At 58.4% G+C, this 14,276-nt stretch carries 12 protein-coding genes; 5 read left to right on the top strand and 7 right to left on the bottom strand.

All coding sequences use genetic code 11. From position 1 onward, the window contains the following. Positions 1-76: 76 nt before the first annotated feature. The 3 genes from CKW18_RS02595 to CKW18_RS02585 all read left to right on the top strand — a co-directional run bounded on the left by CKW18_RS02595 (position 77) and on the right by CKW18_RS02585 (position 6,820). Positions 77-3,352, top strand: coding sequence for a DUF2126 domain-containing protein (locus CKW18_RS02595; RefSeq protein ID WP_095187322.1), 3,276 nt, complete (start codon positions 77-79; stop codon positions 3,350-3,352). Positions 3,353-3,440: 88 nt separating this feature from the next. After that, positions 3,441-5,927 carry a circularly permuted type 2 ATP-grasp protein gene (locus tag CKW18_RS02590; RefSeq protein WP_095187321.1) on the top strand — a complete coding sequence of 829 codons (2,487 nt, stop codon included), beginning with the start codon at positions 3,441-3,443 and terminating at the stop codon, positions 5,925-5,927. Further along, positions 5,927-6,820, top strand: coding sequence for a transglutaminase family protein (locus CKW18_RS02585; RefSeq protein WP_095187320.1), 894 nt, complete (start codon positions 5,927-5,929; stop codon positions 6,818-6,820). The genes CKW18_RS02590 and CKW18_RS02585 overlap by 1 nt, the downstream gene beginning before the upstream one ends. Before the next feature lie 210 nt (positions 6,821-7,030). Here the strand turns inward: CKW18_RS02585 and CKW18_RS02580 are convergent, their stop codons facing one another. Both CKW18_RS02580 and CKW18_RS02575 read right to left on the bottom strand, forming a co-directional pair. Then, on the bottom strand, positions 7,031-7,228 hold the full coding sequence (locus CKW18_RS02580) for a hypothetical protein (protein ID WP_095187319.1): 198 nt from the start codon (positions 7,226-7,228) through the stop codon (positions 7,031-7,033). 68 nt (positions 7,229-7,296) lie between these two features. Further along, positions 7,297-7,884, bottom strand: coding sequence for a TIGR00730 family Rossman fold protein (locus CKW18_RS02575; RefSeq protein WP_095187318.1), 588 nt, complete (start codon positions 7,882-7,884; stop codon positions 7,297-7,299). Between the two features lie 341 nt (positions 7,885-8,225). On the opposite strand from CKW18_RS02575, the gene azu reads away from it, so the two are divergent. Beyond that, positions 8,226-8,669, top strand: coding sequence for an azurin (gene azu / locus CKW18_RS02570; RefSeq protein ID WP_095187317.1), 444 nt, complete (start codon positions 8,226-8,228; stop codon positions 8,667-8,669). A 198-nt stretch (positions 8,670-8,867) separates the two neighbouring features. Here azu and nadE read toward each other — a convergent pair whose 3' ends face one another. The 5 genes from nadE to CKW18_RS02545 form a co-directional block, all read right to left on the bottom strand. Continuing rightward, entirely contained in the window at positions 8,868-9,695 is an 828-nt protein-coding gene (gene nadE / locus CKW18_RS02565) for an ammonia-dependent NAD(+) synthetase (protein WP_095187316.1), read from the bottom strand. A 4-nt stretch (positions 9,696-9,699) separates the two neighbouring features. Continuing rightward, positions 9,700-10,923 carry a nicotinate phosphoribosyltransferase gene (pncB, locus tag CKW18_RS02560; protein ID WP_095187315.1) on the bottom strand — a complete coding sequence of 408 codons (1,224 nt, stop codon included), beginning with the start codon at positions 10,921-10,923 and terminating at the stop codon, positions 9,700-9,702. Positions 10,924-10,973: 50 nt separating this feature from the next. Further along, entirely contained in the window at positions 10,974-11,228 is a 255-nt protein-coding gene (locus CKW18_RS02555; protein ID WP_095187314.1) for a hypothetical protein, read from the bottom strand. Beyond that, a complete protein-coding gene (locus CKW18_RS02550) occupies positions 11,221-11,490 on the bottom strand; it encodes a hypothetical protein (RefSeq protein ID WP_095187313.1) in 270 nt (89 codons plus the stop codon). Before CKW18_RS02550 ends, CKW18_RS02555 begins: the two co-directional genes overlap by 8 nt. Positions 11,491-11,625: 135 nt before the next feature. Further along, positions 11,626-13,092, bottom strand: coding sequence for a sodium:alanine symporter family protein (locus tag CKW18_RS02545; protein ID WP_256586886.1), 1,467 nt, complete (start codon positions 13,090-13,092; stop codon positions 11,626-11,628). Between the two features lie 174 nt (positions 13,093-13,266). Here CKW18_RS02545 and CKW18_RS02540 point away from each other — a divergent pair, with 174 nt between their 5' ends. Beyond that, on the top strand, positions 13,267-14,076 hold the full coding sequence (locus tag CKW18_RS02540) for a helix-turn-helix transcriptional regulator (protein WP_095187312.1): 810 nt from the start codon (positions 13,267-13,269) through the stop codon (positions 14,074-14,076). Positions 14,077-14,276: the final 200 nt, after the last annotated feature.

Below are 14,276 nucleotides of genomic sequence, written 5' to 3'. Positions count from 1 at the left end.
GGAAAGCGCCCCAGCCTGTGCATGGCATAAGTCTTGCGCGCTTTCCAATACGCTTAGGGCTCGCAGGAGGCACGCCGTGTCGATTCATGTCGCATTGCATCACGTCACGCATTACCGCTACGACCGCGCTGTCGAACTCGGCCCGCAGATCGTTCGCCTGCGCCCGGCTGCCCACAGCCGCACGCGAATTCTCTCGTATTCGCTGAAAGTCTCGCCCGAGCAGCACTTCATCAACTGGCAGCAAGACCCGCAGGGCAACTACCTCGCGCGGCTGGTTTTCCCCGAGAAGACCGACGAGTTACGCATCGAAGTCGATCTGCTGGCGGAAATGGCTGTATTCAATCCGTTCGACTTCTTCCTCGAACCCTACGCCGAGAAAATCCCCTTCGCCTACGCCGCCGATGAGCGCAAAGAGCTGGCGCCGTACCTCGAAACGCTGCCGCTGACGCCGAAGTTTCAGGCCTACCTGGACGGCATCGATCGCACGCCGCTGCCCGCCGTGGACTTTCTCGTGGCGCTGAATCAGCGCCTGAGCGAAGACATTGGTTACCTGATTCGCATGGAGCCGGGCGTACAAACCCCTGAGCACACCCTCGAACACGCCTCCGGCTCGTGCCGTGACTCGGCGTGGTTGCTGGTGCAACTGCTGCGCAACCTTGGGCTGGCAGCTCGGTTCGTCTCCGGTTACCTGATTCAACTGACCGCCGATGTGAAAAGCCTCGACGGTCCCTCGGGCACAGATGTTGATTTCACTGACCTGCACGCCTGGTGCGAAGTGTACCTGCCGGGCGCCGGCTGGATCGGTCTCGATGCCACTTCCGGGCTGTTTGCCGGTGAAGGACATATTCCGTTGGCGTGTAGTCCTGATCCCTCTTCGGCAGCGCCGATCAGCGGCATGGTCGAGCCGTGCGAAACACAGTTCAGCCACGAAATGTCGGTTGAGCGAATCTGGGAAGCGCCACGGGTCACCAAGCCGTACACCGATGAGCAGTGGCTGGCGATTCAGGCACTGGGCCGGCAGATCGATGCCGACCTGCTGGAGGGCGATGTACGCCTGACCATGGGCGGCGAGCCGACCTTCGTCTCCATCGATGACCCGGATGGCGCCGAGTGGAACACCGCGGCCCTTGGCGAAGGCAAGCGCCGGCTCTCCGTCGAACTGTTTCAGCGCATGCGCAAACATTACGCGCCAAAAGGGCTGGTGCATTTTGGTCAGGGCAAGTGGTATCCGGGCGAGCAACTGCCGCGCTGGTCGCTCAACTGTTACTGGCGCCGCGATGGCGTGCCGATCTGGCAAAACGACGCGCTGATCGCCGGCGAGCAGCAGGATTACGGCGCCAATGGCGAGCTGGCCGGACGTTTCCTGGCCAGCGTCGCCGAACGCCTGAAACTGCCTGCGCGCTTTGTGTTTGCAGCCTACGAGGACAATTTCTATTACCTCTGGCGCGAAGGTTCGTTGCCGAGCAACGTCAGCGCGCAAGACTCGCGTCTAGAGGAACCGCTGGAGCGTGCGCGACTGCGCAAGGTCTTTAGCCAAGGCCTCGATAAAGTCATCGGTCAGGTGCTGCCGCTGGCGCGCACCGCCAAGGGTGATCAATGGCAGAGCGGGCGCTGGTATCTGCGCGACGAGCATTGCCGACTGGTGCCGGGTGACTCGCCGCTGGGCTATCGCTTGCCGCTTGGTTCGCAGCCGTGGGTGAACGCCGCCGAATATCCGTTCATCCATCCGCAGGACCCGAATCAGGATTTCCCGGCGCTGCCGGACACCGCGCAACTCAACAGTCACGGCGAGCCGGCCAAGGCTGACGAGCGTCTGCCGAAAATCGACGAATCCGCCGACTGGCTGACCCGCACCGCGTTTTGCGCCGAGGCCCGCGAAGGGCGCTTGTATCTGTTCATGCCGCCGCTGGAGCGGGTCGAGGATTACCTGGAACTGGTGGCGGCCATTGAGGCCACTGCCGAAGAATTGCATTGCCCGGTGTTGCTGGAAGGCTATGAGCCGCCGAGCGATCCGCGCCTGAGCAATTTCCGTATTACCCCGGACCCCGGCGTGATCGAGGTCAACGTGCAGCCTTCGGCGACGTGGGACGAGTTGGTCGAGCGCACCGAGTTTCTCTATGAAGAGGCACGCCAGACTCGCCTGACCACCGAGAAATTCATGATCGATGGCCGTCACACCGGCACTGGCGGCGGAAACCATTTCGTCCTTGGTGGCGCTACACCTGCCGACTCACCGTTCCTGCGTCGCCCGGATTTGCTGCGCAGCCTGATCAGTTACTGGCACAACCACCCATCGCTGTCGTACCTGTTTTCCGGGTTGTTCATCGGCCCGACCTCCCAGGCACCACGAGTCGACGAGGCGCGTAACGACGCCTTGTATGAGCTGGAAATTGCCTTCGCGCAAATGCCTGAACCGGGCGAGGAGTGCGCACCGTGGCTGGTGGATCGTCTGCTGCGCAACTTGCTGATCGACGTCACCGGCAACACCCATCGCGCCGAATTCTGCATCGACAAACTGTATTCGCCGGACGGCGCCACCGGGCGCCTCGGGTTGCTGGAACTGCGCGCCTTTGAAATGCCGCCGCACGCACGCATGAGCCTGGCCCAGCAATTGTTGCTGCGGGCGCTGGTCGCACGTTTTTGGCGCGAGCCTTATGCGCCGCCGAAACTGGCGCGCTGGGGCACCGAACTGCACGACCGTTTTCTGTTGCCGCACTTTATCGAGCAGGATTTCGCCGACGTCATTGTCGAACTCAACAACGCCGGCTATCCGTTGCGTACAGAGTGGTTTGCGGCGCATCTGGAGTTTCGTTTCCCCAAGGTCGGCGACTACGCGGTCAACGGCATCGAGCTGGAGCTGCGTCAGGCGCTCGAGCCGTGGCATGTGCTGGGCGAGGAGGGCGCGGCGGGCGGCGCGGTGCGTTACGTCGATTCATCGCTGGAGCGTTTGCAGGTCAAGCTCAAGGGCTTGCCACCGCAGCGTTATCTGCTGACCTGCAACGGCATCCCCGTGCCGTTGCATCCGACCGGGCGGGTCGGCGAGTTTGTCGCCGGTGTGCGTTACCGCGCCTGGCAACCGGCCAACTGTCTGCAACCGACCATCCCGGTACACGCGCCGCTGGTATTCGACCTGCTCGATACCTGGATGGCGCGTTCGCTGGGTGGCTGCCAGTACCACGTCGCCCATCCGGGCGGGCGTAATTACCAAACGTTGCCGGTCAACGCTAACGAAGCGGAGAGCCGGCGCATGGCGCGCTTCTTCCGGATCGGACACACACCGGGGAAACTTCCCATACCCGATCTGACAATCTCCGACGAGCTACCGATGACACTCGATTTACGACGTTTCTAAGTCCTGCGCGACGCGCGGATTTTTCGTATATCCGCGCGTCATGTGCCTGCGTTAGTCTGACCGTTCACTGCTGTCTGCCGAGCTTTCCATGCCTGACCTGCTAGACCGCTACCCGCTGACGGCGGGCACTTATCACGAACTGCTCAACGACAGCGGCGAAGTGCGTGCGCACTGGCGGCGGCTGTTCGATCAACTGCAGCGCAGCACCCCGGCGCAACTGCTGCAGCGTCAGGCGTTGCTGGCCCGGCAGATTCAGGAAAACGGCGTTACTTACAACGTCTATGCCGACCCCAAGGGCGCCGATCGACCATGGGAGCTGGACTTGCTGCCGCATGTGATTGCAGCAGATGAGTGGCAGCAATTGTCGGCGGGGATTGCTCAGCGTGCGCGCCTGCTCAATGCCGTGCTGGCGGATCTGTACGGGCCGCAACGTTTGATCAGAGAAGGCCTGCTGCCGGCAGAACTGGTCTTCGGCCACAACAACTTCCTCTGGCCCTGTCAGGGCATCGCTCCGCCGGAAGAGGCGTTTCTGCATCTGTACGCGGTGGATCTTGCGCGCACGCCGGACGGCCGCTGGTGGGTGACGGCCGATCGCACGCAAGCCCCTTCGGGCGCCGGTTATGCGCTGGAAAACCGCACCATCGTGTCCCGCGCCTTCCCGGAGTTGTACCGTGATCTGAAGGTGCAGCATCTGGCCGGCTTCTTCCGCACGTTGCAGGAAACCCTCGCCCGGCAGGCACCCAGCGATGGCGACGCGCCGCTGGTGGTGTTGCTGACGCCGGGGCGCTTCAACGAAAGCTATTTCGAACATCTTTATCTCGCCCGTCAGCTCGGTTATCCGCTGGTGGAGGGTGGCGACCTCACGGTGCGCGATGCCACGGTCTATCTGAAAACCCTCAGTGGCCTGCGCCGGGTGCACGCGATCATGCGCCGGCTCGACGACGACTTCTGCGATCCACTGGAGCTGCGCACCGATTCCGCACTCGGCGTGCCAGGCTTGCTTGATGCGGTGCGGCAGGGCCGGGTGCTGGTGGCCAACGCACTCGGCAGTGGCGTGCTCGAATCACCCGGTTTGCTGGGCTTTTTACCGAAGATCAACCAGTTTCTGTTTGGCGAAGAGCTGATCCTGCCGTCCATTGCAACCTGGTGGTGTGGTGAGGCGCCAGTGCTGGCTCAGGCGCTGGAAAAATTGCCGGAGTTGTTGATCAAACCCGCTTTCCCCTCGCAAAGCTTTGCGCCGGTGTTTGGCCGTGATTTGAGTGAAAACCAGCGCCAATCGCTTGCCGAACGCATGCAGGCGCGACCGTATGCGTATGTCGCGCAAGAATTGGCCCAGCTGTCCCAGGCGCCGATCTGGCAGGCCGAGGACGGTCAACTGCAACCCCGGGCCATCGGTATGCGTATGTACGCGGTGGCCAGCCGTGACGGCTATCGGGTGCTGCCCGGCGGGCTGACCCGGGTGGCCGCCGAAGCCGATGCCGAGGTGGTCTCGATGCAGCGCGGCGGGGCGAGCAAAGACACCTGGGTATTGGGCGATCGGCCGCCGAGTGGCGAGCAATGGAAGGCGCAACGCAATGTCGGTGTACACGATCTGGTGCGGCGCGATCCTTACCTGCCTTCGCGGGTGGTGGAAAACCTGTTCTGGTTCGGTCGTTATTGCGAGCGTTGCGACGACAGCGCGCGGCTGCTGCGGATCATGCTCACGCGCTATGTCGATGGTGATGATCCGCAAGCGCTGTTGGCGGCTGTCGATCTTGGCGAGCGGCTGGCGCTGTTGCCGGACGAGGGTGAGCTACCGGAGCGCCTGCTGGCGGCGCTGCTCGGCGAAGACTGGTCGTTCAGCCTGCGCTCCAACCTGCAACGCTTGCAGTGGGCAGCCTCGCAGGTGCGCGGCAAACTCTCCCGGGAGAACTGGCAGGCCCTGGTGGAGTTGCAACGCGAAGCCACGGAACTGGACACCGACGAGCCGGATTTCGGCGAGTTGCTGGATTTTCTCAACCGTCTGGTGATGTCGCTGGCGGCGCTGTCCGGGTTTGCCCTGGACGACATGACCCGCGACGAAGGCTGGCGCTTTCTGATGATCGGTCGCCGTATCGAGCGTCTGCAATTTCTCAGCAGCAGTCTTGCGGCGTTTCTGCGCGGCGCGGGCGCGTTCGACCAGGCTGGCCTGGAATGGCTGCTGGAACTGGGTAACAGCAGCATTACCTACCGCTCGCGCTATCTGGCGGTGGCGCAATTGATTCCGGTACTCGACCTGTTACTGCTTGATGAGCAGAACCCGCATGCGGTGTTGTTCCAGTTGAAACTGGTCACGCGCACGTTGAAACGCTTGAACGATGATTTCGGCGTGCCTCGTGAGGCCGGACTGGCGCATCTGGTCGAGCGTCTGGCGCGGTTCGATCTGGGGTGTCTGGAGAACCCGTTGTTCGGCGAATCCAGCGTGCGTGCGGCCCTTGATGGTCTGGCGGACCTGCTGCAAGAGATCGCCGAGGCCAGCGGCCAGGTGTCCGATCGCCTGGCCCTGCGCCATTTCGCCCACGTCGATGATGTCAGCCAGCGCACGGTGTCCGTCTGATGAACGCGCATTACCAGATCCTCCACGACACCTGTTACCACTACGACAGCCCGGTTTCCCTGGCGCAGCAATTGGCGCATCTGTGGCCGCGTGAATGCAGTTGGCAGCGCTGCACCGAGCAGCAGTTGCTGATCAGCCCGGAGCCAACGGCGCGTCGCGATGAACTGGATGTGTTCGGCAATCCGCTGACCCGACTTGCGTTCGAGCGTCCGCATGATGAGTTGCAGGTCAACGCCCGACTCACTGTTGAAGTGCTGGCGCGACCGCAGCTGGATTTCAACCAGTCCCCCGCGTGGGAACTGACGCGCAATGCGCTGACCTACAGCAGTCAGCCGCTCGGCGCTGAATTGCTTGAGGCTTGCCGCTATCGATTCCAGTCACCCTACGTGCATTTGAAGCGTAGCTTCGTCGAGTTCTCGCAAAGCTGTTTCCCACCCGGCCGGCCGTTACTACTGGGTGTGCAGGCGTTGATGCAGAAGATCTTCAGCGAATTCACCTTCGATGCCGAGGCGACCCAAGTGGCGACACCGTTGGTAGAAGTGCTGGAGCGGCGGCGTGGAGTGTGTCAGGACTTCGCGCACTTGATGCTGGCGTGCGTGCGCTCGCGAGGGCTGGCGGCGCGTTATGTCAGCGGTTATCTGCTGACCCAGCCACCACCGGGGCAGCCACGGCTGATCGGCGCTGATGCGTCACATGCCTGGGTGTCGGTGTTTTGCCCGGTGCTGGGCTGGGTGGATTTCGATCCGACCAACAATGTGCAGCCGGGGCTGGAGCACATTACGTTGGCGTGGGGGCGGGATTTTTCCGATGTGTCGCCGTTGCGCGGGGTGATTCTTGGCGGCGGCAGTCATGATCCCGAAGTGCGGGTCACGGTGATGCCACTGGACGAATAGAGATCAAATGTGGGAGCGAGCCTGCTCGCGAAAGCGTCAGGTCAGTCAAATCATGTGTGGCTAAATACACTGCCTTCGCGAGCAGGCTCGCTCCCACATGGGAATTTGGGTGTGCTTGGGAAGGGGGAAGGTCTGTGAGGGCCGGCAGTGAAACTGCCAGCCCCGTCACAAATCCGCAGGGTCTGATTCGATCATCAAACCCGGTGGGGTTCAGGCGTCGGGCGCCTGATCTTTCGGTGTTTCAGTCGCATCGGTTGCATCAACATCATCTTGCGTCGCCACTTCACCGTCAGGGTTCAGTGCCGCTTCTTCAGCTACTTGTTTCTTGCGCTGAAGCTTTTCCTCTTTCTTCTTTTCCTTTTCCAGGTCTCGTTGACGTTTGGCGAAGGAGTAATTGGGTTTGGCCATGGGCGATCCTCTTGGGTCGAAGGTGAGGTTGAGCGGCGCGTATTCTGCCCTGTATCGGTGCCCGGCAGTTAGCCGGGTTTTTGGTCGACCCACTTTGGCGTGACGGTCGGCTTCCAGTTATCGAGGGACTCGAGCAGGGTTTGCGGTGATTCGCTCACTTGCAGCATGTCACGGTGTGGCGCGCGAACGAAGCCTTCGCCGACGATATGGTCAAGAAAAGCTGTGAGTTTGCTGTAAAAGCCATTCACTTCCAGCAGGCCCAGCGGCTTGCCGTGGTAGCCGAGCTGGCCCCAGGTCCAGACTTCGAACAACTCTTCCAGCGTGCCAAGGCCGCCGGGCAACGCGATAAACGCATCGCTGAGTTCGGCCATCCGCGCCTTGCGGGCGTGCATGCCGTCGACCACTTCCAGGCGCGTCAGGCTCTTATGGCCGATTTCCTTGTCCATCAGGCTTTGCGGGATGATGCCGATCACTTCCCCGCCAGCGGTCAGTGCGGCATCGGCAACGATGCCCATCAAACCCACGGCGCCACCGCCGTAAACGAGCGTCAACTTGCGCTCGGCCAGCGCCCGGCCAAGGGCTTTGGCGGCTTCGGTATAAGCCGGATCAGTGCCGGCGTTGGCACCGCAAAATACACAAACGGATTTCAGAGACATGCCTTCCTCCTGGGTCAATCCGTCACAGGGTAACGGCTGGCAGGCCTCGATCCAAGGTCTAGACTTCGCGTTCTGGCGATTCAAAGGTTCCGCTGGCGCCACAGGCGTAGGCGGCGAGCAAACTGCACAACAGACCGTTAAAGAACATGACAGGCACTCCGTCTCAATGGGATGGCTCGATCATAGGTTCAGCCGCGTGATCTGACCGTTAGATTGTGTCGATGAGTGTCATAGCCTGAAAGTTGTATACAATTTTTGACTCAAGTCATAGGAACTTGCGAAGAATTCAGGCAGTCTTTCCACCATTCGTGATTTTGTTAACCCTGCCTTGGAGATTCACCATGTTTTCCAAAGTTGTTGCGGTATCCCTACTGGCGCTGGCCAGCAGCCAATTAATGGCTGCCGAGTGCAAAACCACCGTTGACTCCACCGATCAGATGTCCTTTAACACCAAGGAAATCGTGATCGACAAGAGCTGTAAGACTTTCACCGTCGAACTGACCCACTCCGGCAGCCTGCCGAAGAACGTCATGGGCCATAACCTGGTGATCAGCAAAGAAGCTGACATGCAGCCGATCGCCACCGATGGCCTGGCTGCCGGTATCGACAAGAACTACCTGAAGGAAGGTGACGCACGTGTCATCGCCCACACCAAAATCATCGGCGCCAAGGAAACCGACTCGGTGACCTTCGACGTGTCCAAGGTAGCGGACGGCGGCTACGGTTTCTTCTGCTCGTTCCCGGGCCACATTTCGATGATGAAAGGCACCATTACGGTCAAGTAAGCAGGTTCACCGCGTCATCGTTCTTCGCGAGCAGGCTCGCTCCCATCGTGTCCCGGTTGCCCACAAAATGTGTGACCGACACAAAACCTGTGGGAGCGAGCCTGCTCGCGAAGGGGCCATCAGCATCAATCAATGCAATGGCCAAAGAAAAGCCCGCTGAGGATCACTCCTCAGCGGGCTTTTTCATTCCATCGCCAATCAAGGCGCGAACGGCATGACGCGCTTGTGATGGGTTTTGTTGTAGGTGTTCACGATGATGTCGAACGCTTCCTGACGCACCGGCTCGCCGTGCAGGAAGGCATCAATCTCGGCATAGGTCACGCCGTGGGAGGCTTCGTCGGGCTTGCCCGGGGAAAGGTCCTCAAGGTCGGCAGTCGGGACTTTTTCCACCAGCGACTCGGGCGCGCCGAAGCTGCGGGCAATTGCGCGAACCTGGTTTTTCACCAGACCGCTGAGCGGGGCCAGGTCGCAAGCGCCGTCACCGAATTTGGTGAAGAACCCCATCACCGCTTCTGCCGCATGATCAGTGCCGATCACCAAACCGCCAGCCGCGCCGGCAATCGTGTACTGGGCCACCATACGCATCCGCGCCTTGGTGTTGCCGAGCACGAAATCCACCGACACTGCATGCTTGCCTTCAAACGCCGCCACTTCTGCGGCCAGCGATTTCACCGCCGGGCCGATATTGACCGTGTGGCGTTCGTCCGGGGCGATGAAGTCCACCGAGGCTTGGGCGTCGTGTTCGTCAAACTGGGTTTCGTACGGCAGGCGCACGGCGATGAACTTGTAGCTTTGGTCGCCCGTTTGATCACGCAGTTCGCGCATCGCGCGCTGGGCCAACAGGCCTGCGGTCAGCGAGTCGACGCCGCCGCTGATACCGAGCACCAGCGTCTTGAGCCCGGAATTGACCAGGCAATCCTGAATAAAGCGGATACGTCGGGCGACTTCCGCTTCGAGTGCCTTGTAGTCGGCAAACGGCGGTTGCACCTTGAGCTGTTCAGCAATCTCACGCTGTACGGCTTGCATGAATTCACTCCTTGCTAGATAGACTGGAATCGGCAGGAACCTGGAAAACGTGTCGCAAATAGGCAACAAAATTCGGGTCTTTGCAGTGGGTCTTGCCTGGCTCGTCGGAGATCTTCGCCACCGCTTGGCCGTTGCAGGCGGTCATTTTAAGCACGATGCTCATCGGTTCGACACCCGGAATATCACAAGTGAGGTTGGTGCCGATGCCGAAGCTCACGTTGATCCGACCGTGCAGCGCGCGGAATATTTCCAGCGACTTGGGCAGGGTCAGGCTGTCGGAGAACACCAGGGTCTTGCTCATCGGATCGATGCCGAGCTTGTGATAGTGGGCGATGCATTTTTCACCCCAGGCCACAGGGTCACCGGAATCGTGGCGCAAGCCATCGAAAAGCTTGGCGAAGAACAGGTCGAAATCACCGAGGAAGGCATCGGTGGTGATGCAGTCGGTCAGGGCGATGCCCAGCAAACCCCGGTACTCGCGCACCCAGCAGTCAAGTGCGGCGATCTGGCTGTCGATCAGCCGTGGGCCAAGTTGCTGATGCGCCATGATCCACTCGTGGGCCATGGTGCCCAGCGGTTTCATGTCCAGCTCGCGGGACAAGTGCACGTTGCTGGTGCCGACGAAGCGCCCGGGGAAATCGTGCTTGAGCACGTTGACCACTTCTTCCTGCACGCGGTAGGAAAACCTGCGGCGGGTGCCGAAATCGGCGACCTGCAATTGCGATAACTCATCGGCCGAGGCGTTAGCGGTCAGCCAGTCGAACTTGCGATAGAGTTGCTCACGTGCCTGCTCAAGCACGGTTTCGCGGTAGCGATAGCGGTTGCGCACCTCGCTGACGATCGCCAGCAGCGGCACTTCGTAGAGAATCACGTGCAACCATGGCCCACGCAGGCGGATAAACAACTCGCCGTTCTCGATGCCCGTATGCAGGTAGCGCAGGTTGAAGCGGAACAGGCCGAGGAAACGCAGGAAGTCCGGTTTGAGGAAGCTGATGCGCTCAAGAAAACTCAACTGGTCGGCGCTCAGGCTTAGTTCCGCCAGGCGCTCGATCTGATAGCGGATCTCGGCCAGATACGGGCGCAGATCCTCGCTGTTACGGCAACGAAACTCCCATTCGACTTCGACGTTGGGGTAGTTGTGCAGCACCGCCTGCATCATCGTCAGCTTGTAGAAGTCGGTGTCGAGCAGGTTCTGCACGATGCGATCGGCAAACACGCTCTCGCTCATAACGGGGTCTCCAGGTGCGCCGCGCCGTTGCGCGGTCTCAATCAATGGCGCTAGTGGCGCATATCAGCGGTGGGGATTGCCAGCGCTTTTTTGCTTTCAGGCGAAAGATCCTCTGATGGTATACATCTCAGCCCACAGAACTTATATGTTTTCGGTTGCACCTCCAGCGCGGCTTGAATGACCTGTTCAAGTCGGTCGTCGCTTTTTAAGTAGTCAGCCAATAGAGAGTGTTTTGGTATTAAATTGATTTCAACTGCTTTAATCAATGCGGCTCTGAGCATTTCGTGGGTGACGATTTTATACATGAATGACACCTCCTTTGAAGGTGATCTGTTCCAGCGTGTCGACGCCGTCCTGAAGTAATACGTAAGCCGGAAGTATCAGTCTATAAAAGTCAGAATCATTGGTGCCTTTAATGGTAACTAAAGTGAATGACTCCAAGAGACCGGTGGCGGCGCGAATTCTGAAGCAGGCATCTTCAAATAATTGGTTAGGCGTGGCGTGTGAGTCTATGAAGTATGTAGGGGTATTGGTTGCGTTTGCTTTTAGGGGGTAAAAACGATTCATGAGATAAAGTCCTTCCATTTGTTTTAGGCGTGACAGATCGAAGAATGCATTGTTCTTTAAGTTTGATGTTTGCAGTGTGTTGGTGTAGTTGCTGCAAAGCCATTAATTGTCTTAATGGCTTCACACCTGCCCGGTCTAAGCCTGAATGGGCTGTTTGCTTACGCTTGAGGAAAGAGCGGGTTCGCTACGAATCATTGTGCCTGAGCCGTCGTGCTGCGGTGGCCACGCTAAAGGATCAAGATCCAGATCAAGGAAATTTCTTGAGTCGAACACAGGCGTCTTGATGCCAGCACGGCGTTGTTCGTCGTAGTCGCGCAGAACACGCATGCTGATGTTGAAGAGCATGAACATGGCTACCAGGTTGACAAGCGCCAGCAGCGTCATGGTGATGTCTGCAAAAGCCAGAACAGTCGACAGATCTTCGACGGAGCCCCAGAACACTAATATCAACACCAGCACACGATAGAAAATCAGCATTTTTCGAGGTTCACCCAACATGAACCGCAGGCTGTTTTCTCCCAAGTAATAGTTGTAAAGCATTGCCGTGAATACGAATAAGGCAAGCACCAAGCTGATAAACATCCGTCCCCATTCCCCGACGATGGCTGCCAGCGAGTTTTGTGCCAGAGCAATCCCGTCACCTTCAAATCCCGGGGTGTAAAACCCTGATAGCAAAATCAGGAGCGCAGTACAGGTGCAGATTACGAATGTATCGATGAACACACTCAGTGCTTGTACCGCGCCTTGGGCAACCGGGTGGTCGATCTTCGCGACTGAGGCGACATTGGGAGCACTGCCCAGTCCTGCCTCGTTGGAAAAAACACCGCGTCTGACACCCATGATGATTGCGCTGCCCACCAGTCCACCAAACGCCTGATCCAGACCGAATGCGCTTTTGATGATTGTCATCAGCATTGCCGGAACCTGATCGAACTGCAGAACGATCACATAGGCCGTTACGCCGACATAGGCGAGAACTTTCAGAGGAACCAGGAGGTCGGCTACTGCCGCGATACGTTTTATCCCGCCAACGAAGACAGCTCCCAGCATGAAAGAAATTGCGAGCCCCGACCACATGGGCGGCAGACCAAACGCATCTTTTAGCGAGTGTGATACGGCATGGGACTCGAGACCATTGATTGCAAAACCAAAGGTCACCAGCAATAACATGGCCGCGACCATCCCGAGCCAGCGCTTGCCCAGACCGTGCTGGATGTACCAGGACGGCCCGCCTCGATACAGGCCTTTGCCATCGCTCCGTTTATAGAGTTGTCCCAACGTGCATTCGAAGAAGCTGCTCGACATGCCCAGAAGAGCGGTCATCCACATCCAGAACACTGCACCGGGTCCACCCATGCTCACTGCAATCCCCACCCCGACGATATTGCCGGTACCGACACGTCCGGCAAGGCTGAGTGTCAGCGCCTGAAATGAACTCAATTGATGGCTGTCGGCATGCCAACTGCCCCGTAAAATACCGAACATATGGGGGAAGTATCTGAGCTGGACAAATCCTGAGCGGACAGTGAAATAGACTCCCAGTCCAAGAACCAAAGGTATCAATACCTTGCTCGACAGAAAGTCGTTGATGACGTCTAGCATTCAAAGCTCCTTGCTATTTAGAGTGCTGGCGAATTAATGGTGTTGTCAGTCCTGAAGCCTTTCAGGAGTCGTAATATCCAGCCATATTTCAATTGATGCAATTTCGCAAGTTGCTTAAATGTGATGCGAGTTGCTGCTATGGTTGCTGCCTCTTGATTTTTGTTGAGGCGATGTATGTGCGAGTTTTTTCCTGCTAACTTGAGGCTGCTGTGTAGTCACTACAGATCTGTCGCGGAAGTTTGTAGGAAACTTCGAATTAATCGTGGGCAATTCAATAAGTATCTGTGTGGGAAAAGTATTCCCACACCTTTCAATCTCAAGCGAATCTGCGACTTTTTTGGCGTGGAAGCGTTTGAAATAGCGCTGCCATCGGAGCAATTTGTTGCCTTGATTGGCGTTAGGGCCAATAAAAATCAGGCCTCGGGGGAGGTGACAGCATCACGGATCATGCATGAACACCTGCGCGAACAGTCCTCACCTGAGCTGAAAGCCCACAGCGGTTATTACTACGAGTATTACAACGCAATGACTGAGCCCGGCTCTATTCTGTGTTCGCTTGTGCATGTACGGGAGGAGGGTGATGACGTTGTCTATGAGCGAAACGAGCGCTTACAGATCGCCGGGGTTGGCGATGATTTTGAGACGTATCGATATTTGGGTGTTGCCTATTACCTGCGCGATCGTTTGTTTTTCGTCGATTATGAATCGCTGACGTCAAACGAGATCAGCCAAACCATCCTCATCCCAAGTTTCAAAAGCTGCATCACTCGGCTCAATGGTTTGAAGCTTGGGGTTTCTGCAGCCGATCATCGTGCTCCTTCATGTTCAAGGGTTGTCTGGGAGTATCTTGGGCAGGAAATCAATCGGGCCGATGCCTATCGGCGCGTAAGGTTGTACAAGGCCAATGATTGCGCTATCGACGCCGATTTGCGCGCACGCCTTGCTCAAGCTCAGGTTGTGGACGGTCTGTTTGTTATTGCCTGACCCCGTCCGTGAGCTACCGCAGGCTGCGATCTTTTGATCTTTTAAAGCAAGATCAAAAGATCGCAGCCTGCGGCAGCTCTTATCAAACAAAAAATAACGCATTGTTTTTGCTCTAAATTCTATCCAGCCATCACCAACTGCATCCCCAGCTTGCGTGCCTTGCGTTCCAAGGCGCGCAGTTGCCGGCTGCGGCTTTTTTC

It is taken from the genome of Pseudomonas sp. Irchel 3E19 (assembly GCF_900187585.1).
Taxonomy (GTDB): Bacteria; Pseudomonadota; Gammaproteobacteria; order Pseudomonadales; family Pseudomonadaceae; genus Aquipseudomonas; species Aquipseudomonas baetica.
This window is presented reverse-complemented; position numbering and strand designations above follow the sequence as displayed.